The organism is Saccharomonospora iraqiensis subsp. iraqiensis (assembly GCF_000430445.1).
GTDB classification, from domain to species: Bacteria; Actinomycetota; Actinomycetes; order Mycobacteriales; family Pseudonocardiaceae; genus Saccharomonospora; species Saccharomonospora iraqiensis.
Genome location: NZ_KE387064.1, coordinates 10,262 through 32,839, shown reverse-complemented (window position 1 = coordinate 32,839; position 22,578 = coordinate 10,262). Strand labels below are relative to the sequence as shown.

The window sequence follows — 22,578 nt, the reverse complement described above, 5'->3', positions numbered from 1 at the left end:
GCCCGCCAGTGACAGAGTGTCCAGCCGGCCAAGGTGGTCGGCCAAGCCGATCGTCGGTCCGCCGACGACGCCGAGGAGGTCCCCCGCGTGCTCAGCGCCTTCCGCTCGGCTCTCGCGACGCCGGACCTGCGCAAGAAGATCCTGTTCACGCTGATGATCGTGGCCGTCTACCGCGTCGGTGCGGTCACGCCAGCTCCCGGGGTTTCCTACCCCAACGTGCAGGCATGTCAGGCGCAGGCAGAGGATCAGAACATCTTCTCGCTGCTGAACCTGTTCAGTGGTGGGGCGCTGCTACAGCTGTCCGTGTTCGCCACGGGCATCATGCCCTACATCACGGCGAGCATCATCGTGCAGCTGTTGACGGTGGTGATCCCCCGGTTCGAGGAGCTGAAGAAGGAAGGCCAGGCCGGACAGGGCAAACTGACGCAGTACACGCGGTACCTGACGATCGGACTCGCGATCCTGCAGGCCACCGGCGTGGTCGCGTTGGCGGACCGCAATCAGCTGTTCGTCGGCTGTGAGGTGCCGGTCCTGCCGGACGACAGCGTCTACTCGCTGGCCCTCACGGTGCTGACGATGACCGCGGGCACCGCCGTGATGATGTGGCTCGGCGAGCTGATCACCGAGCGCGGCGTCGGCAACGGCATGTCCCTGCTCATCTTCCTCAACATCGCCGCGCGGATCCCCGAGGAGGGCGCGAACATCCTGAGCTCGGCGGGCGGGCTCACGTTCTTCTTCGTCTGTGTCCTCGGGCTGGCGATCATCGCGAGCGTGGTCTTCGTCGAGCAGGGCCAGCGCCGGATCCCGGTGCAGTACGCCAAGCGGATGGTCGGACGCCGGATGTACGGCGGGACCTCGACCTACCTGCCGATCAAGGTCAACCAGGCCGGTGTGATCCCGGTGATCTTCGCGTCCTCGCTGCTGTACCTGCCCGATCTGCTCGGGCAGCTCATCGGGGATCCGAACGAGGCGTCCGGATGGCAGCAGTTCATCCAGACGTACCTGACCGATCAGTCGAGCTGGGTACACATCCTGCTGTACTTCTCGATGATCATCTTCTTCACGTACTTCTACATCACGATCACCTTCAACGTGGACGACCGCGCTGAGGAGATGAAGAAGTTCGGCGGCTTCATCCCGGGGATCCGCCCGGGTCGGCCGACCGCCGAGTACCTCGGGTTCGTGCTCAACCGGATCACCCTGCCCGGGTCGATCTACCTGGGTGTCGTGGCGATCCTGCCCAACTTCTTCCTGTCCATGACCGGGAGCCAGCAAGGCGGTGGCGGCGCCCAGAACTTCCCGTTCGGCGGAACAGCTGTGCTGATCATGGTCGGTGTCGCCCTGCACACCGTGAAACAGATCGAGAGCCAGCTGATGCAGCGCAACTATGAAGGGTTCCTCCGATGACGCGTGTGGTCCTCGTTGGTCCTCCAGGGGCCGGAAAAGGTACGCAAGCGGCGGCGCTGTCCGACAGGCTCGGCGTCCCGCACATCTCGACCGGTGATTTGTTCCGGTCGCACGTGGGGCAGGAGACCCCGCTCGGCCGGGAGGCGAAGCGCTATCTCGACTCGGGCGAGCTCGTGCCGGACACGGTGACGAACGAGATGGTGCGCGAGCGCCTGACCGATCCGGACGCCAAGAACGGCTTCCTGCTCGACGGGTTCCCGCGGAACACCAAGCAGGCCGAGGTGCTCGGCGAGATGCTCGCGGACAACGACACCGCGCTCGACGCGGTGATCGAACTCCAGGTGTCCGAGGACCTGCTGGTGGAGCGGCTGCTGGAGCGCGGACGGTCCGACGACACCGAGGACGTCATCCGCCGCAGGCAGCAGGTGTACCGCTCGGAGACGGCACCGCTGCTGGAGTACTACTCCGACATCCTGGTGACGGTCGACGGTGTCGGGGACATCGACGAGGTCTCGGACAGGGTGCTCGACGCGCTCGGCAAGCGCTCGTGACCCTGGTCGACTCACTACTGGGTATGTTCCGACGTCGAAACACGATCGAGGTCAAGACGCGCGGCGAGCTCGACGCGATGCGACGCGCCGGGCTCGTCGTCGCCCGCACCCTCGACCTGGTACGGCGGTCGGCCGTGCCCGGGGCGAGTACCGGTGAGCTGGACGAGCTCGCCGAGCAGACGATCCGGGACGCCGGTGCGGTGCCGTCGTTCAAGGGCTACCACGGGTTCCCCGCGTCGATCTGCGCGTCGGTGAACGAGCAGATCGTGCACGGGATCCCGACCCGGGACCGTGTGCTCGCCGACGGTGACCTGCTGTCGGTGGACTGTGGCGCGATCCTCGACGGGTGGCACGGCGACTCGGCGGTGACCATCGAGGTCGGGACGGTCTCGGATCGCGACCGCGCACTGTCCGAGGCCACCAGGGCGGCGATGGAGGCGGGGGTGACGGCCCTCGGTTCGGCCACCCGGCTGACCGACATCTCGCACGCCATCGAGACCGCGGCCCAGCGGAAGGCCGCGGAGCACGGCGTGGAGTACGGGATGATCGCCGAGTACGGCGGACACGGGATCGGCCGTGAGATGCACATGGAGCCGTTCCTGCCGAACCTCGGCCGACCGGGCCGGGGACCGAAGCTCACGACCGGCATGGCGCTCGCCATCGAGCCGATGCTCACGGCCGGGTCCTCGGAGGCCGTCGAGCTGGACGACGGCTGGACCGTCGTCACCGCGGACGCCTCCCGCGCCGCCCACTGGGAACACACCGTCGCGATCACCGACGACGGCCCGTGGGTCCTCACCGCCCCGGACGACGGGAACAGTTAGCCCGCGAACTGCGGTACACGGGGTGCGGTGGCCTCGAAACCGGCACCGACTCTCCTCCCCCCACCCGCCGAACGCCCCGGGCCGGCCCGGGGACGACGTTTCGTCCGCGAACCGCGTCACGACGGGAGCCGGGGGCAGGGCGACACGACACCGTCGTCCGGCTGAACGCGCTGAGTGGTCGCGCGGTCGCTGGGGGTTTGACACGGCCCCGGTGGTCGGGCTTGACACGCGTTGCGTACACTGTCTGATTGGCGTGCTCATCACGTCGGTCCCATCGTGCTCGCTTATCGGGTTCCGGCCGGCGTGACGTGTGTGCCACCCAGGCAAGCACTCAACGCTCAACGATCACGAAACGCGGAGTACATGGCGAAGAAGGACGGGGCCATCGAGGTCGAGGGCCGCGTAATCGAGCCGCTTCCCAACGCGATGTTTCGCGTCGAGTTGGAGAACGGCCACAAGGTCCTAGCACACATCAGCGGCAAGATGCGGCAGCACTACATCCGCATCCTGCCGGAAGACAGGGTCGTCGTGGAGCTCTCGCCCTACGACTTGTCCCGTGGACGCATCGTCTACCGCTACAAGTGATTTCGTGAGCGTGGCGGAGGGCGACCTCTGCCAGGGGGCGCGCAGCAACTCAGCACGAGCAGGAGAGCAGGAGACGTGAAGGTCAAGCCGAGCGTCAAGAGGATCTGCGACAAGTGCCAGATCGTCCGTCGTCACGGGCGGATCATGGTGATCTGCGACAACCTGCGGCACAAGCAGCGGCAGGGCTGATCGCGGCACTCGTTCAGGTGTTCTGACGACGCCGAACACAGTACCTCCCCGCGCCTGTCGGGTCGGCCGGAAACGGCGGCCCGGCCCACCCCCGGGACTTCGGGCCGGGGCCGGGACACCGTCCCGCGAGAGCGGACGGACGACGCGAGTCGGTCCCGGAACGGACGGGGAGAAGACCCGAAGTTGTGACAACGAAGGAGCACGAGCGCCAATGGCACGACTCGCCGGCGTCGACCTCCCCCGCGAGAAGCGGCTGGAGATCGCGCTGACCTATATCTACGGCATCGGCCGTACCCGCTCCAGGGAGGTCATCGCCGCGACGGACCTGAACGTGGACACCCGCGTCCGGGACCTCAGCGACGACGACCTCGTGAAGCTGCGGGATCACATCGAAGAGAACTTCAGGGTCGAAGGTGACCTCCGGCGCGAGGTGAACGCCGACATCCGGCGGAAGATCGAGATCGGGTGCTACGAGGGGCTGCGGTGGCGCCGTGGGCTCCCGGTGCGGGGCCAGCGCACCAAGACCAACGCCCGCACCCGCAAGGGCCCGAAGAAGACGGTCGCCGGCAAGAAGAAGGCGGGCAAGAAGTGAGCGTCCGGGTTCGGCGGGGTGCCCGTGCCGGCGCGGTCCAGCGTCGGCGTGCGACCTCCCGCATGTCCCCCAGAGCTCTCTACGCCCGTCCGATGGCGCTGCGCCAGCTGTACACGGACGCCGGAACGCTCATCCGGCGTGGCCAGCACGAGGCCGCGGTCGCCCGTCACCAGAACTCGCGCTAGAGGAGAAACCCGACCATGCCACCCAAGGGTCGTACGACCGGAACCAAGAAGGTCCGGCGCAGGGAAAAGAAGAACGTTGCACATGGGCACGCCCACATCAAGAGCACGTTCAACAACACCATCGTCTCGATCACCGATCCGCAGGGCGCGGTGATCTCTTGGGCGTCCTCCGGCCACGTCGGCTTCAAGGGCTCCCGGAAGTCCACGCCGTTCGCGGCGCAGATGGCCGCGGAAAACGCGGCCCGCAAGGCGACCGAGCACGGCATGAAGAAGGTCGACGTGTTCGTGAAGGGGCCCGGTTCGGGACGCGAGACCGCGATCCGTTCGCTGCAGGCCGCCGGACTCGAGGTCGGCACCATCCAGGACGTGACCCCGCAGCCGCACAACGGCTGCCGCCCGCCGAAGCGTCGCCGGGTCTGAGGAACGGGGAGGAGTAAAGAACCATGGCTCGATACACCGGCCCCGCGACCCGTCTCTCGCGTCGCCTCAAGGTCGATCTCGTCGGTGGCGACAAGGCCTTCGAGCGTCGCCCCTACCCGCCGGGCCAGCACGGCCGCGGCCGGGTCAAGGAGAGCGAGTACCTGCTGCAGCTGCAGGAGAAGCAGAAGGCCCGTCACTCGTACGGCATTGTCGAGCGGCAGTTCCGCCGCTACTACGAGGAGGCCACGCGGCGTCCCGGCAAGACCGGCGAGAACCTGCTGCAGATCCTGGAGTCGCGGCTGGACAACGTCGTGTACCGCGCGGGGCTCGCGCGGACCCGCCGCCAGGCCCGGCAGCTGGTCAGCCACGGCCACTTCACGGTGAACGGGACGAACGTCAACATCCCGAGCTACCGCGTCACGAAGTTCGACATCATCGATGTCCGGCCGAAGTCGCTGCAGATGCTGCCGTTCGTCGCGGCCAAGGAGTCGCTGGGCGAGCGCCCGGTGCCCGGCTGGCTGCAGGTCGTTCCGTCGAACCTGCGCATCCTCGTGCACCAGTTGCCCGAGCGCGCACAGATCGACATTCCGGTGCAGGAACAACTGATCGTCGAGTTCTACTCGAGGTGATCCGGCACCGGCCCGGTGCCGGTCCGGATCGGGTGGCGGCGCCCCGAGCGCGCCGCCACCACGCCATCCCTTTCGGCGTCATATGGCGGGCGCCGGTAGGAAAGGAAGAAGGACAGTGCTGATTTCCCAGCGGCCGACTCTCAGCGAGGAGACGGTCAACGAGACGCGCTCACGGTTCACGATCGAACCGCTGGAGCCGGGCTTCGGCTACACCCTCGGCAACTCGTTGCGGCGCACGCTGCTGTCGTCGATCCCGGGTGCCGCGGTCACGAGCATCCGTATCGACGGCGTGCTGCACGAGTTCACCACCGTGCCGGGCGTCAAGGAAGATGTCACCGAAATCATCCTGAATCTCAAGGAACTCGTCGTCTCCTCGGAGGAGGACGAGCCCGTCACGATGTACCTGCGCAAGCAGGGGCCGGGCGAGGTGACCGCGGCGGACATCGTGCCCCCCGCCGGGGTGACGGTGCACAACCCGGATCTGCAGATCGCGTCGCTCAACGACAAGGGCAAGCTCGAGATCGAACTGGTCGTCGAGCGTGGCCGCGGGTACGTGCCCGCTCTGCAGAACAAGCAGGCCGGTGCCGAGATCGGTCGTATCCCGATCGACTCGATCTACTCGCCGGTGCTGAAGGTGACGTACAAGGTCGAGGCGACCCGTGTCGAACAGCGGACCGACTTCGACAAGCTGATCCTCGACGTGGAGACCAAGCCGTCCCTCACGCCGAGGGACGCGGTCGCGTCGGCGGGCAGGACGCTGGTCGAGCTGTTCGGGCTCGCCCGTGAGCTCAACGTCGACGCGGAGGGCATCGAGATCGGGCCGTCGCCGCAGGAGGCGGACACCATCGCGGCCTACGCGATGCCGATCGAGGACCTGGACCTGACGGTGCGGTCGTACAACTGCCTGAAGCGCGAGGGGATTCACACGGTCGGCGAACTGGTCTCGCGGAGCGAGGCCGACCTGCTCGACATCCGGAACTTCGGCGCCAAGTCGATCGACGAGGTCAAGATGAAGCTCGTCGGTCTGGGCCTCGCGCTGAAGGACAGCCCGCCCGGGTTCGACCCCACTGCCGCTGCGTCCACCTACGAGGGGGAGACGTGGGGCGCGGACACCGCGACCGATTTCCCCGACACCGGCCCCGACGACGGCCAGGACTTCGCGGAGACGGAACAGCTGTAAGTGGTCCTGCGGCGCTAGAAGCTCAAACGAGGAGAACCGATGCCCACCCCCACGAAGGGATCCCGTCTCGGCGGATCGCCTGCGCACGAGCGGTTGATGCTGGCCAACCTGGCTACGTCGTTGTTCGAGCACGGCAAGATCACCACGACCGAGGCGAAGGCCAAGCGGGTGCGCCCGCTCGCCGAAAAGCTGATCACCAAGGCGAAGCGTGGTGACCTGCACAATCGGCGTCAGATCATGCGGACGATCCGGGACAAGGACGTCGTGCACAAGCTGATGGCCGAGATCGGACCGTTCTACAGCGACCGCAACGGTGGCTATGTGCGGATCACCAGGACGCTGCCGCGCAAGGGTGACAATGCGCCCATGGCGGTCATCGAGCTGGTCCCGGAGAAGACGGTGACCTCCGAGGCGGAGGCCGCACGGAAGACGAAGTTCGCGAAGGACGAGGCTGCGCAGAAGCCGCAGCCCGAGTCCACCACGGAGGAGTCCGCCGGGCAGGACGGGGAGACGTCCGGCCCGGGCGATGAGGCCGAGGCAGACAACGCGGACGAGTCGAACGACGCCGTCGAGGAGCCGAGCGACAAGAAGGACGAGTCCTGACGGCTCAGCACGAGACGAACGAGCCCGCCGTTCCCCACGGGGACGGCGGGCTCGTTCGTCTCCGCCTCGATCTCGGCTACGACGGTACGGACTTCTACGGCTGGGCCCGCCAACCGACACTTCGCACGGTGCAGGGCGTCCTGGAGGACGCCCTGACGAAGCAACCCCCGGGTGCCTCCGTCCGCACCCCGATAGTCGTGGCCGGCCGCACCGACACCGGCGTCCACGCCACCGGCCAGGTGGTCCATGTGGACGTGGCGCGTTTTGCGGGCGGAACGCGAGATCGGCGGAGGATGACGGTCGACGCCGATGGCGTCCCCGACCTCGGACAAGCTCGGTACCGGGTGAACCGCGCTCTGCCCGCAGATGTACGGGTGTTCGACGTTCGGCGTGCCCCTGCGGGTTTCGACGCACGCTTTTCGGCTGCGGAACGTCATTACGAGTACCGGGTGTCGGATGCGGCCTGGGGGGTGAGTCCGCTCCGCCGTCGGGATACGTTGGCGTGGCCACGGGAGCTCTCCGTGGAGGCCATGAACGAGGCGGCGACCCACCTTGTCGGCCTGCACGACTTCGCCGCCTTCTGCAAGCGAAGAGAGGGTGCGACGACAATCCGGGAGTTGCGCCACCTCCGCTGGGAACGCGTCGACGAGCATGACTTGGTGCTGCACGTGTCGGCGGACGCCTTCTGCCACTCGATGGTGCGAAGTCTCGTTGGTGCGTTGCTTTACGTGGGTGATGGTCGGAGAGGGGTCGACTGGCCGGCGGAACTGTTGGCCCTGGGGGACCGTAGCAGCGTGGTCGCTCCTGCCCACGGGTTGACACTGGTCCGTGTCGAGTACCCACCGGACGAACAGCTGGCGACCCGGGCGGAGATCACTCGTAATGTGCGCAGTACCGGGTCGGCCGATCAGCGGTTTCGGAAGTGAGCCTCACGCACTTCGGCGAGCAACCGTTCGTGGTCCCCGGCGAGCTTTTCCGCGGTGATGATGACGAATCGCCACCCCTCCGCGCTCAACCACTTCCGACGCAGCTTGTCCCGCCGCAACTGCCGTTTGGTCCGGTGCCACAGGCCGTCGTATTCGACGGCTGTCTTGCTCTCCTGAAGGACATGATCGAGTCGGGCCACCTCCCTGCCCGCCCGGACGATGCGGTATTGCGGTGTCGGCTTGAATCCCCCACACACCAGGACGACCCGCAGTTCCGATTCCGGGAGTGACTCTGCCCGGTCGTCGGACATCTCGAACGCCTTCCGCGCGAGCCGAATCCCCCGGTTACGGCGGCGATAGAGTATGCGCCCGAGTCTTGCTCGGGAAACCATACGGGCACGGATGAAGGCGTCCAGATCAGGAACGGCGAGTCGAAGTCTGCGTACCCAGCTACGGGTGCGTGGAGAGTGCCGTAGGAGCAGGTCGAGCGCGATGCGGCAGGGCCGTGCTATCCGCACACCGTGCCACGGCCGGGATTCCTTCCTCCCCACGGCGGTTCGCCGGACGTGGATACCACGGACCGGGCCGAAGCGTGCTTCCTCGGGTACGACGAATTCCACCGGATCGTTCGGCTTGGCGAGGTCGACGCCCAGAACGGTCGCTGCCGAGCGCCCGGTCAGAACCGCACGCTTCGGAACGATCAGCGCTGCTCCGCGGCAGCGGAGTTCGTGAGTGACCTCGAGGTGGGCGGGTGCGTAGACGTCCTGGAAAAGACGGCGGAACCGCGGGCCCCGAAGCTGTGCCGCGGTGAGGTATCCCGCGGAGCGTGCCGCCGAGCCACGGAAGACGTCGTTGATGTCGATTCGTGTCGTCGCTGAGTGCATGGACACAGCCTGACCCACAGCGCCGACACACGTCTCTTCACGACCAGCAGTTGTCCACAGGTTCCTCGGGAAGACGCACTTGTCCACTGGCGCCGGACGACGCCTTGACAGGCAACAGACGTGCGAAAGCAGCGCGGTCCGCCCGCAAAACGCCCTACCTCCGTCCGCCCGCGAAACGACCCACCCCCGCCCGCCCGGGACCACGGCAGGTGCCGGGCGGGCGGGCAGGGTAGGAGGGACGAGGTCAGTCGCCGCGGCGGACCGGGCCGAGGAGTTGCTGCTCCTTGGGAGTGGTGACCAGGCGGAGCGGGCGCCACAGGTTACGGCCCAGGGCAACGACCTGGTCGTCCTTCAAGGTCGTCAGCTGCCGCATCATCTGCGGCGGGAGCCGCCAGATGCGACCCGCGAGTTCCGCCTGTCCCGCGGGAAGCCGCTGCATCAGCACCAGATCCGCCGCGTTCGCCAGTGCACCCGCCTGCGGATGGAGGTAGGGCAGGACATAGATCGTCGTCTGCCACGGCGAGCGTGGAGGAAACAGATCCTGTGGTGTCGGACCGCCGTCGTGGACGACGAGTAGCGGTGCGTCTTCCGAGGGCCTGGGCAGTTCGACCGGTGAGAGTCGCCGGATCTGGACCAACGGCGAGGGCTGTCCGTTCTGTTGCTGCCCCGCCGCCTTGGGCAGGACATGCCAGGCCGCGGGACGTCCGGTCGCGATGACGACCCAGGCACCGACCGCCATCGCGCGCAGCGCGACCTGCCGGGACAGGTACAGTCCACCCACCAGAACGATCCGCGTGGGAGCCGACCGCAGCGCGGAGACCGTCAGCGGTTCCCCCTGCAGCCCCGATCCGAGCACGATCCCCCCACGGTCACCCGAGGGGCTGACAACGTCGAGCAGTTCGGGATCGACGACGAATTCCGGTGCCACACCTGTGGCCTCGTTCGCGTCGTGCACACGGGTGCTCACGCGGTACCTCCCAGGGGTAACGTCGAGGCGAATCCGGAGGCCTGCGATCCACGGAGCGGTGTCAGCGTGACCCCGATCCGTTCGGAGACGCTCGTCAACCGTTGATCGCCCGCCTCGAGTTCTCGTGGATTCCGCGCGCTGATACGGACGACGCCCCGCAGCCCGACCTTACCCTCGTCGGACGCGGGCGAGAGGGACATGGCGACGGTCGCGGACAACGCGCGGACACTGGTGAGCGCGTTGAGGTTGCTGCTGATCCGCCCCTTCGGCCACCCGGTGATCGCGTAACTGGCGTGCCCGATCCCGGCGGCGGTGACCCCGCCCCACTTTTCGTGCAGCCGGACACGGGTGGTCGAACCGGCGACGTCGGTCAGTTCGGCCGCGGAAATACCCGACCTCAGCAGTTCCTCGGGGTTCAACGGCCTGGTCGGCACCCCCTGTGACTCCAGTGCGTTGCGGACGCGCGACAGGGCACCCATCAGCGCTCTGTGCGCGCCGACGACACCCCCGCCGCGTTCACAGACAGCCGTCGGACACCGTTTCGGGTCGAGTCGGACGGAGATCCAGGTGGTGCGTCGCGCCGGAGCGGACAACGGCCCGAGAACCTCCAGGTAGGACTCGAGTGCCGGTGACTCCGCCGGGAGGGCCGCACTGCCCGGGTAGCAGTGCGAGGTCATCTGGATCGAGTCGAGAATGACTCCACGGTCCTCCAGGCAGGGAGCCAGTGCCGCGAGGGGAAGGCTCGGTGCGGCACCCGCCTGGGTGATCAGTGCCGGTGTCGGTTCCACCAGGAGAACCGCCGTCCACGTTCCGTCGTGCCAGGCGAGCCCGACCTCGTGATGCTCATGGTCCTTCGTCTTCGCCACGACGAGATCGGGCACCGCGAGTCGCAGCAGACTGACGCGGGCGTCCTCGGGTCCGAGGACTTCCTCGTCGTCGTCCTCCCCGACGGCGACGGGCTCGACATTGGTCGGATCCGGTGGGGTGATCACGCGATCGTGCGATCGAAGCGCGTAGCGGACCGTGAGTCCTGCCCATTGCGTGAACCACTGGCCCTTCCACCGGAGGAAGGCCAGGACAAGTGCCACGGCGGTGACGCCGAGCGCCGGGTAGAGCAACCCGTCGTTGATCGCGACGAGGACGAGGCCGATCGCGAACCCCAGCTCGAGCACCACGATGTTGGCTACCGGGAACAGACCGAAGCTCGCCGCCGCCATCCGGCGTCGTGCGGGCGGTACCTCACGCGTCGTGCTTCCGGAGTCTCCCTGGCCACCGGGGGGCTCTCCGGAACTCCCCGGCTCTGACGGGCCACCGCCCGGTCCGCCGGGCCCACCGGGACCTCCCGGTCCACCGGGCCCACCAGGCCCACCAGGCCCACCAGGCCCACCAGGCCCACCCGAGCCGCCTCCCGGAGGTCCTCCCGGTGGCGGACCTCCGGGGGAGGGACCTCCCGGAGGCGGGCCCGCGGGTTTCTGTGGTCCGGCCGGAGCGCCGGGGCGCCCACCCGGACCCGGTGGCGGGCCCGCAGGGGGACCACCCGGTCGGGCCGGTCCTCCGGGTCCGTTAGGGCCTCCCGGTCCCGGGCCTCCCGGACGTGGCGGTGGCCCCGGTGGACGCCCGGACGGGGGTTGGCCCCCCGGGGGGCCCGGAGGGCGTGGAGGAGTGCTGACGGACATCCGCTCGTTCTCTTCCCCTCGTGCCTGTGACTGAGCTGGACAGCCGATCCCGACGGATCCGAGGCCGGTCGGACTTGGTAGAAACCAACACCCAACGGGTCCCGTGCGGCTATCCTGCGGAACCGTACCGCGAGTGGGAGAGCTGTAGGTCGAGAATGCCGTCAACACCGACAAGCAAGTCGCAAGTCCAGGCGTACCGGTTCGTGTTGCGCCGCATGCAGTCCGCGCTGGTCCGCAAGGACGCCGTCATGCTGCACGATCCCATGAGCACGCACTCACGGGCCACGATCGTCGGGGTCGTCCTGGGTGCTCTGGGGATGGTGGCGTTCATCGTGGTGGGCTTCTTCAAGCCTGCCCCGAAGCCTCCGGACTCGGGCATCGTCATCGGCGAGCAGTCCGGCAGTGTCTACGTCGTCATGGGGAATCCGAAGGAGTTGGTCCCGACGTTCAATCTGGCGTCGGCCAGACTGCTTCTCATGGCGCGGTCGCAGGGGGAGGGCGGCGGTGCCGAGGCCGCTCAGCCCGCGCCTCCCGAGGTGGTTCCCGACGACCAGCTCAAGGACATACCGCGGAACCGTATGCACGGCATCCCGGGCGGCCCGGACCTTCTCCCGAACAAGGATCAGCTCGTGTCGCCGAACTGGGCCGTCTGCGATCAGACCACTATGGACAGAAGTTTGACCGACCGGGTCGCACGGGAGCGAGCGGGGACCGAAACGACCGTCTTCGCCGGTGTGCGCGAACTCGGCCGGCAACTGGGGCAACGACAGGCGTTGCTGGTCTCGGCCGATGACGGTAACCATTATCTCGTCTACCGGCAGAAGAGTGACGCGAACACCCTGAATGCGAACACGGTGCGCGCCCGGGTCGATCTGACCGAGAAATCGGTGGCCGCGGCTCTCAACCTCGACGAGCGGTTCGTGCGGAAGATCTCGATGGGGCTTCTCAACGCGATCCCGTCGGTGGGAGAGCTCGCTGCGCCGACGATCCCCGGCGCGGGCGAGTCCCCGGAGGGATACGACGTCGACGGGCTTCCGGTCGGAGCGGTGTTCGAGACCCACCTCACCGAGAGTGTCGATCAGTATGTTGTCACCCGGACAGGTGTACAGGCGGTTTCCACCGCTGTCGCGGACATGATCCTCTTCGAGGAAACCCTCACGCGGGAAGCTGTGACCGTCGCGCCGGACAAGTTGCAGTCGCTGCCGCGGGTGGGACCCGGTGACGAGGGCTATATCGACGTGCAGCACTACCCGGATGCCGTCCCGACGGTTCTCGATCCGATGCAGCACCCTGTCGCGTGCCTCGGCTGGGCCATCGAGGGAGAAGGAGAGCAGCGGGACGCCACCACCTCGGTGTACGTCGGCAGTGTGCTGCCCGGGCCGAAGGACGACAACAACGAGCCGGACACGGTGCCCATCGGTACCCCGGGGCCGGACAACATGAAGGTCGACGGCTTCTACATGCGGCCCGGCCACGCCGGTGTCGTCCGGTCGGCGACCACCAAGGAGACATTCGGTCGGGGAAGCATCCAATTGATCTCCGATCGCGGTGTGCGCTACGGAATCCCGAGTGCGGAGATCGCGCGGGGGCTGGGACTCCCACAGACCGACCCGGCGCCGGAGTCGATCATCAAATTGTTGCCGGCCGGCGCGTCGTTGAACCCACAGGACGCGCAGCGGACCTTCGACTACGTGCCGGTGGACGAAGGCTCCGGGCGGGTGGAACCGAACGACCGGGCCGCCGCCGACGGTTCCGGTGGAGTGCGGGGAGGGAACTGACCCCCTGCGGAACCGGTCGAGCGTCCCCACCTCCACCGACCCCGCGATCCCGCTGAGCCGAACGACCCAGCTCGACACGCCGCCGTATCGCCGGGGCACCGCCGAGTCGGTGCCCCGGCGAACGACATTCCGCCCGCGAAACGCGCCCCGCCTCCCCTCGCCGGCCCCGGCCGCGGGGCGGCTGAGCGGCCGAGAAGCCGAGTGTCACGCCCGGCGGTGTCGCCCGTCGTCGGTGCGCGTGCGCCTACGGGGTACATGGGGGTAGGTGGAGCGATCCGCCCGCGAAACGTCCCCCACGGAGACTGAACCGCCCTGTCGTCGCGGTTCCGGGGACGGGCTCGGGCGGCCCTGTGGTTGTTCGGCGTTGGTGCGGGTGCCGTGGTGGGGCGTTCTGCCCGCGGAATGTTCCCGGGCCTGCCGTGCCCTCGGGGCACGGCAGGCCCGGCGGGCCCGGTCAGGGGGAGGGGGTGGTGTTCGTCGGGCGGTTTCGGCGGATCGTGTGCACGACGAACAGGGTGACGAGGAGAGCGGTGAGCGCGCCGCCGGAGCCCACCACCGCGACCACGACCGGGGTCCAGTTGCGGTCGGCGGGGGGCGGCATGTCCGAGGGGAGGGCCTCCGCCCGCGCCGCCGGGAGTCCCTCCTCGGACGGCACCGTCGCCGTCAGCGCCGCCATCGGGTTGATGACGCCGTGGCCGACGAAGTTGTCCCGTCCTCCGGGCGCCGCCGGGTGATGCGCCGTGAACTCGATACGGTGCATCACCTCCCGGGCGTCGAGATCGGGGTACTTCGCACGGACCAGTGCCGCCAGTCCGGCGACATAGGGCGCGGCGAAGCTCGTCCCCTTGATCGAAGCCGGCTCGGCATTCTCGATCATCATGTTGGTGAGTCGGCGGGAGCCCTCGGCCGGGTCGAGCGACGTGATGTCGGTCCCCGGCGCCGCCACGCTCACCCACGGGCCGTGGATGCTGAAGTCGGCGACACCGCCGGTGCGGTCGATCGCCGCGACGGAGAGCACGTCGTCGGCGAACCACGGGGGACTCACGACCGTGTTCGGCGGGGTACCGGGCTCCTGGTCGTTCTGCTCGCAACGCTTCGACACGTTGCCCGCCGCGGACACGACCACGACGTCGTTCCGGACGGCGTTGCGCACCGCTGCCTGCAGCCGCCGCTCCTCCGGCATGACACCGCCGTCCGCGGGACGACAGTGGTTGATGGAGATGTTCATGACGTCGACACCCTGTCTGGTCGCCCGCACGATCGCCTGGGCGAGGGTGTCCAACGTTCCCGCACCGCCACCTTCCTGTGTCCGGCTGTCCTGAGCCGGACCGGTGTCCCCGACCAGCGATTCGGAGCCGCCGTCCCCGGACTCGTCCGACCCACCGTCACCGGAGCCCGCGTCGTCGTCCCCGTCACCGGAGTCGTCGTCGGAGTCCTGCTCCTGCTCGGCTGCGGCGCCGTCCTCGTCGGGCGAGTAGTTCTGGCTGGACTGCCGGATGGAGATGATCCGCGCGTCGGGCGCCATCCCGGTGAATGCGATGTCGGCGGGCGTATCGGCGGCGATGATCCCGGCGACCTGGGTGCCGTGTCCGTCGCAGTCCTCGACGCCGTTCCCCGCGGGGTCGACGTAGTCTCCGCCCTCCTCCACCCGGTCCTGGAAGTGCGGGTGCCGGGTGACTCCGGTGTCGATGACGGCCACCTGGACCGGGTCCCCGTCGGACTTCGCCCCGACCGAACCGAGTGTCGACCGCATCAGCGCGTGGACGTCACCGACGCGCAGGAACTGCTGACCCCAGGGTGCGTTCTGGATGTCCGCGTCGTGCTCCGGGTTGCGCTCGACGCAGGCGACCTTCTGGACATAGGGCTTGTCGGGTGTGCCGCTGTCGTCCGGTAGTACGCCCATGTCGACGGGCGGCGGCGACGCGTAGTACCCGGCGGTCGGCGTCTCGTCCTGTTCCTGAGCGGCGAGCGGCATCGCGCCGGGCCCGACGAAGCCGGTCGTCAGGACCAGCACGAGTGCGGAACCCCTCTTCACCGTCCGGACCGTCCGCACGCGAACCCCCTAGCAGTCGTGGCGCCGTCTCTGGAAAGCATCAGCCGATGTCGAGGTGCCGCAGAGTGGAGTACAGCCCCATCACGGCGAGGGCGAGCGGGATCACCGAGGCGATGCAGACGGCCTCGAAGATCTCGACGGTGCGGCGCATCGGCGGGGTGAACCGCTGGTCCGGGAACACGACGCCGAGCACGAGCGCCGCGGCGCCGAGCAGCACGAGTACACCGAAGATCCACAGGATCCGACCGGTGGGGTCCTCGGTCCACAACCAACCCACGAGGATGCCGCCCGCGGCGGCCATGCCGGTGGTCAGCAATGCGACGGCCTGCGCGCCGTTGGCGTAGGTGCGCCCACGTAGCAACAACACCAGCGTGGCCGCGACGGCGGTGAGGATGCCCCAGACATCCCCGGACGAGGCGGTGATGACGGCGGCGACCGCGGTGACCGCACCGCTGCCGACCAGCAGTCCGGTCATGTAGTTGTGCGCGACGCTGGTCCTGCGTTCGATCGCGGAGTAGTCCGGTTGTTCGGAATCCTCCTTCAGTTCCTCCGCGGTGTTCGGGACCTGCGGCAGCGGCAGTTTCGCGAGCCAGATCGTGGCCCTTGGCAGAATGGAGATGCCCGCGAGCGCGACGGCGACGGTGCCCGCGGCGATGCCGGGGGCGGGATGTGCCACCAGGGTGGCGACGAGGAAGGCGAGCACGCCGAAGACGCCCGCCGTGGCGGCGGCGATGAACGTGGTGATCCCCGTGCCCATCACCAGGATGCAGGCCGCCGCGAACACCACCAGCAGCGCACTGGCGAGCAGCAGGCTCGGTCGCAGTGCCCCGTCGGGAACGATGTGGAACCCGCTCACGAACGCCAGTGGGAGTCCACCCGCGGCAGCGACGAGCACGCCGGTCGATTCCGCGTCGTAGGCTTTCACCAGCGTCGCGCCCATCGCGACACAGGCGATCGCGGCCACGCCGCCGGTGATCGCGGTGGCCAACGAGTTGCCACCGAACAACGAACCGCTGAGGAACAGCGCCACGGCGGACAGCAGCAGCGCCAGCCCGCCCGCGACGTGTCCGATCCGGCGCGCGGTCTCCTTGGTCCAGGGCCGGAAACTGTCCGGATCGGCTTCCGCGATCGCGTCGACCACGTCGTCGTACAGCGGGGGCGGCGGGTTCTCGTTGCGCTTGCGCAGTTGCAGCAGTTCCCCGTCGACGATGCCGAGCGAGGCCAGCGTCCGGCTCGGATCCAACGGGGAGTCCCCGAGCTTCGCCAGCGCCCAGCCGCCGTGCCGGGCGCCGCCGTCCGGAGTGGCCTCGTTGGCCATGTTCAACAGCATGGGCATCAGGTCGGCCACCGCCACGTCGGCCGGCAGCGCGACGTCGATCCGGGTGCGCGGCGCGACCACCGTCACCCTGCTGAAAACCGTCGTGCCCGTTGCCACCTGTTCGCCCCCTACCTGGAGATTTCGCCGCCGGACGTTTATACCGCGTCGCGGAAACAACCCCGGCCGGGCCCGGTATCTTGCCGAACCGGCCCCATGATGTCGTGATGCCGCTCTAGTATTAACGCACCCGGGCCAGGCGTGGGGGCAGTTCCGGTGAATGTGCCGGTTCGCGTTTCCCGCGTCGGCCGCCGTCGCCGAGTCGAAGAGGGGTCCTTTCGGTGAGCACGCTGCAGTTCAAGCGGTCGCCACGGCTTGCTGCTCCCCGCCCGCCGGGTGGTGAGGTCCACCTCGAGCCGCCGCCCGAGGTCCCGAGGACGATCCCCGGCAACATCCTCATGAAGCTGATGCCGGTCGTCATGGTCGTGGCGATGCTGGGCATGGTCGCCTTCATGTTCACCGCGAGCGACGGCCCGCCCAGCCCGTTCATGATGATGATGCCGCTGATGATGATGATGTCGATGGTCGGCATGCTCGCGGGCGGCGGTCGTGGGGGCCAGCAGAAGAAGGCGGAGATGAACGAGGACCGCAAGGACTACCTGCGGTATCTCGGTCAGATGCGGGACCGCGCCCGTGAGGCGATGGTGGAGCAGCGGGCGTCGCTGGAATGGGTGCATCCCGACCCGGAGAGCCTCTGGTCCCTCGCGACGAGCAGGCGGATGTGGGAACGGAGGCAGAACGACCAGGACTTCCTCCACCTGCGGGTCGGCCGGAGTTCGCACCGGTTGGCGACCCGGCTCGTTCCGCCGCAGACCGGGCCGGTCGACGAGCTGGAACCGATCGCGACCCTGGCGCTCCGCCGGTTCGTCCGTGCTCACTCGATCGTGCCGGATCTTCCGACGCAGATCACGCTGCGTGGCTTCGCCGCGGTGGGCATGCAGGGCGAGCGGGAACTGACCCGTGGTCTCGCCCGCGCGATGCTCGCCCAGTTGGTGACCTTCCACAGTCCGGACGACGTGCTGATCGCCGTGGCCACCACCGGACGGGCGAAGGAGGACTGGGAGTGGGCGAAGTGGCTGCCCCACGTCCAGCACCCCACGTTGTCCGACGGGATCGGTCAGCTGCGCATGATGGGCGGGTCGCTGGCGCAGGTCGAACAGTGGCTGGAGGAGGAGCTGCGGGACCGGCAGCGGTTCTCCCGCAACGCCACACCGCCCCCGGACCAGCCGCACATCGTCATCGTCCTCGACGACGCCGACGTCACCGGTGAGGAACAGATCCTGCTGGAGGAGGGACTCGTCGGCGTCACGTTGCTCGACCTGTCCGACTCGATCGGCAATCTCGCGGCGCGGCGTGGGTTGCGGCTGGTCGTGGAGAAGGAGCGGCTCGGTGCGCGCAGCTCGGGCGGTGTCGAGTGGTTCGGCGGGCCCGACACGTTGAGCAGGGTCGAGGTCGAGGCGCTGGCCCGCAAGATCTCTCCCTACCGGATGAGCACCGGCGCCGCCGACGACGGCGAGGAGCAGCCGCTGCTGTCGAACCCGTCGCTGCTGGAGCTGCTCGGCATCCCCGGTGATCCGATGACGTTCGACGTGCAGCAGGCGTGGCGGCCGCGCCCGGTCCGGGACCGGTACCGCGTACCGTTCGGGGTCGGTGAGAACGGCCAGCCGGTCGAGCTCGACATCAAGGAAGCGGCGATGGAGGGCATGGGCCCGCACGGCCTGTGTATCGGGGCCACCGGTTCCGGTAAGTCCGAGTTCCTGCGCACCCTGGTGTTGGGGATGCTCGCGACGCATTCGTCGACGTCGCTCAACTTCGTCCTCGTCGACTTCAAGGGTGGCGCGACGTTCCTCGGTCTCGACAAGGCGCCGCACGTCTCGGCGGTCATCACCAACCTGGCCGACGAGGTGACCCTCGTCGACCGGATGAAGGACGCCCTCGCCGGGGAGATGAACCGGCGGCAGGAGGCGCTGAAGAACGGCGGCAACTTCAAGAACGTCTGGGAGTACGAGAAGGCCAGGGAGAACGGGGCCGACCTGGACCCGTTGCCCGCGTTGTTCATCGTCGTGGACGAGTTCTCCGAGCTGCTGTCGGAGAAGCCGGACTTCATCGACCTGTTCGTGGCCATCGGACGGCTCGGCCGGTCGCTGCAGATGCACATGCTGCTGGCGTCCCAGCGGCTGGAGGAAGGCAAGTTGCGCGGGCTGGATTCGCATCTGTCCTACCGCATCGGTCTGAAGACGTTCTCCGCCGCCGAGTCGAGGGCCGCGATCGGCGTTCCGGACGCGTTCGAACTGCCGTCCGTCCCCGGTGGTGGGTACCTGAAGTACGACACGTCGACGCTGGAGCGGTTCAAGGCGTCCTACGTCTCGGGCCCGTACCGGCCCGCGGGGATCAAGGCCGCGGCCCCGGGCGCCAAGGTCGTCCGCGCGGACAAGCGTCCACAGTTGTTCGTGCCCGACTTCGTGGAACTGCCCACCGAGCCGGAACCGGAACCCGAGCCCGAACCGGAACCGCAACAGCAGGCCGAGTCGGACGAGGCCGTGGAGCCGAGCGAACTCGACGTCATCGTCGGCCGGCTCGTGGGCCAGGGCCCTCCCGCACACGAGGTGTGGTTGCCGCCGCTGAAGGAGCCGAACTCGCTCGACACGTTGCTGCCGAACCTGAATCCCACGGAGGACCGGGGGCTGTCACCGGTCGGGTTCTTCGGCAACGGTCGGTTGCAGATCCCGCTGGGGATCGTCGACCGCCCGTACGAGCAGCGGCGTGACCCGTTGTGGGCGGACTTCTCCGGTGCCGCCGGGCACGGTGTGGTCGTCGGTGGCCCGCAGTCGGGCAAGTCGACGATGCTGCGGACACTGATCATGTCGACGGCCCTGACGCACACGCCCGAGGAGGCGCAGTTCTTCTGCATCGACCTGGGTGGTGGCACGCTCGCTCCCCTGGAGAAGCTGCCGCACGTCGGTGGCGTGGCCGTCGCGCGGCGGGAACCGGACAAGGCCCGCCGGATCGTGGCCGAGTTGACGACGCTGGCCAACGAGCGGGAGTCCCGGTTCGGCACGCTCGGCGTGGATTCGATGAACGACTTCCGCAACCGCAAGCGCCGCGGCGACATCACCGCGGAGCAGGACGCCTTCGGCGACGCGTTCCTCGTCGTCGACGGATGGCGGGCGTTGCGGGACGACTTCGAGGAGCTCGAGCCGCAGATCACCAAGCTCGCGGTGCAGGGCCTCACCTACGGCGTCCACGTGATCATCTCGTCGAACCGGTGGGCCGACATCCGCCCCGCGATCAAGGACATGCTCGGCACCCGGTTCGAGCTGCGGCTGGGTGACCCGAGCGAGTCGGACATCGATCGCAGGGTCGCCGTCAACGTCCCCGCCGGTCGCCCGGGACGCGGCCTGACCAGGGACAAGCTGCACTTCCTCGGAGGGCTGCCGCGCATCGACGGATCCAGCAGCGACGACGACCTGGGTGACGGCGTCGTCGACGCCGTGTCCAAGGTGGCGTCGGCGTGGCAGGGCAGGCCCGCACCGAAGGTGCGGCTGCTGCCGGACCTCATGCCGTACGAGGAACTGCTCGCGCAGGACAAGTACCGCGACACCAAGCTCATCCCGATCGGTGTCGACGAGGACGAGCTGGCCCCGGTCTACCTCGACTTCAACGCCGACCCGCACTTCCTCGCCTACGCCGACGGTGAGTCGGGCAAGACGAACCTGTTGCGGCAGATCGTGCGGGGCATCACCGAGCGCCACACCAAGCAGGAAGCCGTGATCATCCTGGTGGACTACCGGCGCACGATGCTCGGGTTCGTCGAGGGCGACCAGCTGCTCGGCTACGCGGTCTCGGCCAACCAGCTGGAGGACATGGTCAAGGAGGTCGCGCAGTCGATGCAGAAGCGGCTGCCGGGGCCGGACGTGACGCCGCAACAGCTCAAGGACCGGTCGTGGTGGAGCGGCCCCGAACTGTTCGTCGTGGTCGACGACTACGACCTGGTGGCGACGTCGACGAACAACCCGCTGAAGCCGTTGTCCGAATACCTCGCCCAGGCCAAGGATGTCGGGCTGCACATGGTGGTGGCCCGGCGCACGGGTGGTGCGGCCCGGACCGGCATGGACCCGATCCTCGGCAAGCTCAAGGAGCTCGCCATGCCCGGCATGGTGATGAACGGGTCGAAGGACGAGGGGCAGCTGCTCGGCAACGTGAAGGCGGGCCCGATGCCGCCGGGGCGCGGCTACTTCGTCAGCCGCAAGGTCGGCAAGCAGCTGATGCACGTCTCGTGGATCAACCCCGAGTGAGGTGCCGTGTCCTCCGGGGTGGGCGCATTCCGCCCGCGAACTGCGCCCACCCCGGGGGACCGACCGCGGACCGCGGCGCCGTGCCCCGGGGTGGGCACGTTCGCGGGCCCAGCGCGTCGGGGCCGGTGTTGGCGGGCGGTGTCTGACAGGGTTCCGGCGTACACACCCACGACGACAGGCGGGAGCGGCTGGTGACTCTGCGGGTGGCGGTGGACTTCGGGACATCGAGCACCTGTGTTGCCGCGTCGGTGCACGGTCGGGAACCCCAGATCGTGGTCATCGACGGCCACCCGCTGCTGTCGTCGGCCGTCTACGCCGCCCCCGACGGCACGTTGTTCGTCGGCCAGGAGGCCGAACGGCAGGCGGCGGTGGACCCGGCCCGGTTCGAACCGCACCCCAAGCGACGCATCGACGAGGGTGAACTGCTGCTCGGTGACGCGGTCCTGAGCGTGGTCGACGTCGTTCGCGCGGTGCTGTCCCGTGCCGTCACCGAAGCCCGGCGACTCGCGGCCGATGCCGAGGTCTCCCTCCTGGTGCTCACCCACCCCGCGGACTGGGGAGCGGTGCGCACCCGGGTACTGCGTCAGGCCGCCGCGCGGCTCGCCCACGAGGTCGCCCTGGTGCCGGAACCGGTGGCGGCGGCCGTGTTCCACGCGACGACCTTCGTGCCCGGGGAGACCGCGCCGGACCACTCCGCGGAGTGCGGCGGCGGCCCGGGTGGGGAGATCGCCGTGCTCGACCTCGGTGGCGGCACCATCGACGCGAGTGTCGTCCGGCGCCTTCCCGGCCCCGCTCGCGACGACACCGGTTTCGAGGTGCTCGCGACCCGGGGCGATCCACGGTTCGGCGGCGCCGACATCGACCAGGCGCTGCTCGACCATGTGGGTTCGCTCGTCCCCGAGGGCGACCGGCACGCGTGGGACGAGCTCGTCCAGGGGCGTTCGCTCGCCGTCCGTCGTCGCCGCCGGGTCCTCCGCCACGACGTACGTGGTGCGAAGGAGACCCTGTCGCGGCACGCATACACCGACGTTCCTCTCCCGTCGCCGTTCGCCGACACGCACGTCACGCGGGACGACCTGGAACGGCTGATCGCGAATCCGCTGGAGCGGGCCGTCGAGCTCACCCGGTCGACGGCCGACGCTGCGGGACTGCGGCCGCGACAACTGGCCGCGATCTTCCTGGTCGGCGGGTCGAGTCGGATACCGCTGGTCGCGCGGCTGATCCACGAACACACCGGTGTCCTCCCGACCACGTTGGACCAGCCGGAGACCGTGGTCGCGCGGGGGGCGTTGCGGGCGGTGGAGGTGCCGTCGAACCACACCGGAGCGGTCACCGGTGGCACACAGTGGGCGACCGGGACCGACACGCCACCGGATCCGTCCGGCCGCCCGACGGGGACCCCGTCCCCCGGGGCGACCTCGGGCACGCGGCCGGGGGCGCGACCGGCGGCGCCGGATCC

Annotated in this window: 20 protein-coding genes; 15 read left to right on the top strand and 5 right to left on the bottom strand. The window is 68.7% G+C overall.

The window, feature by feature from the left end:
* Positions 1-87: 87 nt before the first annotated feature.
* The 12 genes from secY (at position 88) to truA (ending at position 8,091) form a co-directional block, all read left to right on the top strand.
* A complete protein-coding gene (gene secY / locus ACTIR_RS0105850; RefSeq protein WP_007023280.1) occupies positions 88-1,407 on the top strand; it encodes a preprotein translocase subunit SecY in 1,320 nt (439 codons plus the stop codon).
* Positions 1,404-1,958 (top strand): adenylate kinase, encoded by a 555-nt coding sequence (locus tag ACTIR_RS0105845; protein WP_007023281.1) that lies wholly within the window; start codon positions 1,404-1,406, stop codon positions 1,956-1,958. The genes secY and ACTIR_RS0105845 overlap by 4 nt, the downstream gene beginning before the upstream one ends.
* Positions 1,959-1,981: 23 nt before the next feature.
* Positions 1,982-2,782: a type I methionyl aminopeptidase gene (gene map, locus ACTIR_RS0105840; RefSeq protein ID WP_026453565.1), complete on the top strand. Its 801-nt coding sequence runs from the start codon at positions 1,982-1,984 to the stop codon at positions 2,780-2,782.
* Between the two features lie 363 nt (positions 2,783-3,145).
* Positions 3,146-3,367, top strand: a complete 222-nt coding sequence (infA, locus tag ACTIR_RS0105835; protein ID WP_005443304.1) for a translation initiation factor IF-1 — start codon at positions 3,146-3,148, stop codon at positions 3,365-3,367.
* A gap of 75 nt (positions 3,368-3,442) precedes the next feature.
* Positions 3,443-3,556 (top strand): 50S ribosomal protein L36, encoded by a 114-nt coding sequence (rpmJ, locus tag ACTIR_RS0105830; RefSeq protein WP_005461389.1) that lies wholly within the window; start codon positions 3,443-3,445, stop codon positions 3,554-3,556.
* A 211-nt stretch (positions 3,557-3,767) separates the two neighbouring features.
* On the top strand, positions 3,768-4,148 hold the full coding sequence (gene rpsM / locus ACTIR_RS0105825) for a 30S ribosomal protein S13 (RefSeq protein WP_026453564.1): 381 nt from the start codon (positions 3,768-3,770) through the stop codon (positions 4,146-4,148).
* Entirely contained in the window at positions 4,145-4,333 is a 189-nt protein-coding gene (locus ACTIR_RS27425; RefSeq protein ID WP_026453563.1) for a hypothetical protein, read from the top strand. The genes rpsM and ACTIR_RS27425 overlap by 4 nt, the downstream gene beginning before the upstream one ends.
* Positions 4,334-4,348: 15 nt before the next feature.
* Positions 4,349-4,753 (top strand): 30S ribosomal protein S11, encoded by a 405-nt coding sequence (gene rpsK / locus ACTIR_RS0105815; protein ID WP_007023285.1) that lies wholly within the window; start codon positions 4,349-4,351, stop codon positions 4,751-4,753.
* Between the two features lie 23 nt (positions 4,754-4,776).
* Positions 4,777-5,382, top strand: a complete 606-nt coding sequence (gene rpsD, locus ACTIR_RS0105810) for a 30S ribosomal protein S4 (RefSeq protein WP_007023286.1) — start codon at positions 4,777-4,779, stop codon at positions 5,380-5,382.
* A gap of 115 nt (positions 5,383-5,497) precedes the next feature.
* The gene (locus ACTIR_RS0105805) at positions 5,498-6,562 is read left to right on the top strand and encodes a DNA-directed RNA polymerase subunit alpha (RefSeq protein WP_007023287.1); all 1,065 of its coding nucleotides are present in this window, start codon (positions 5,498-5,500) and stop codon (positions 6,560-6,562) included.
* 39 nt (positions 6,563-6,601) lie between these two features.
* Entirely contained in the window at positions 6,602-7,165 is a 564-nt protein-coding gene (gene rplQ, locus ACTIR_RS0105800) for a 50S ribosomal protein L17 (protein WP_026453562.1), read from the top strand.
* Positions 7,162-8,091: a tRNA pseudouridine(38-40) synthase TruA gene (truA, locus tag ACTIR_RS0105795; RefSeq protein ID WP_026453561.1), complete on the top strand. Its 930-nt coding sequence runs from the start codon at positions 7,162-7,164 to the stop codon at positions 8,089-8,091. Before rplQ ends, truA begins: the two co-directional genes overlap by 4 nt.
* Here truA and ACTIR_RS0105790 read toward each other — a convergent pair.
* From ACTIR_RS0105790 to eccE, 3 genes are all read right to left on the bottom strand, one after another.
* The gene (locus tag ACTIR_RS0105790) at positions 8,073-8,975 is read right to left on the bottom strand and encodes a DUF559 domain-containing protein (protein WP_034238623.1); all 903 of its coding nucleotides are present in this window, start codon (positions 8,973-8,975) and stop codon (positions 8,073-8,075) included. The genes truA and ACTIR_RS0105790 overlap by 19 nt on opposite strands.
* A gap of 244 nt (positions 8,976-9,219) precedes the next feature.
* Entirely contained in the window at positions 9,220-9,942 is a 723-nt protein-coding gene (locus tag ACTIR_RS0105785; RefSeq protein ID WP_026453559.1) for a hypothetical protein, read from the bottom strand.
* Positions 9,939-11,159, bottom strand: a complete 1,221-nt coding sequence (eccE, locus tag ACTIR_RS0105780; RefSeq protein WP_026453558.1) for a type VII secretion protein EccE — start codon at positions 11,157-11,159, stop codon at positions 9,939-9,941. Before eccE ends, ACTIR_RS0105785 begins: the two co-directional genes overlap by 4 nt.
* Positions 11,160-11,773: 614 nt before the next feature.
* Here eccE and eccB point away from each other — a divergent pair.
* Positions 11,774-13,396: a type VII secretion protein EccB gene (gene eccB, locus ACTIR_RS0105770; protein ID WP_026453556.1), complete on the top strand. Its 1,623-nt coding sequence runs from the start codon at positions 11,774-11,776 to the stop codon at positions 13,394-13,396.
* Positions 13,397-13,850: 454 nt separating this feature from the next.
* Here the strand turns inward: eccB and ACTIR_RS0105765 are convergent, their stop codons facing one another.
* Both ACTIR_RS0105765 and eccD read right to left on the bottom strand, forming a co-directional pair.
* Entirely contained in the window at positions 13,851-15,449 is a 1,599-nt protein-coding gene (locus tag ACTIR_RS0105765) for a type VII secretion-associated serine protease mycosin (protein ID WP_026453555.1), read from the bottom strand.
* Positions 15,450-15,489: 40 nt separating this feature from the next.
* A complete protein-coding gene (eccD, locus tag ACTIR_RS0105760) occupies positions 15,490-16,884 on the bottom strand; it encodes a type VII secretion integral membrane protein EccD (protein ID WP_034238595.1) in 1,395 nt (464 codons plus the stop codon).
* A gap of 221 nt (positions 16,885-17,105) precedes the next feature.
* Here eccD and ACTIR_RS0105755 point away from each other — a divergent pair, with 221 nt between their 5' ends.
* Both ACTIR_RS0105755 and ACTIR_RS21960 read left to right on the top strand, forming a co-directional pair.
* A complete protein-coding gene (locus ACTIR_RS0105755) occupies positions 17,106-21,119 on the top strand; it encodes a type VII secretion protein EccC (protein ID WP_026453553.1) in 4,014 nt (1,337 codons plus the stop codon).
* A gap of 191 nt (positions 21,120-21,310) precedes the next feature.
* The coding region (locus ACTIR_RS21960) for an Hsp70 family protein (RefSeq protein ID WP_161629622.1) at positions 21,311-22,578 on the top strand (1,268 nt) is incomplete at its 3' end.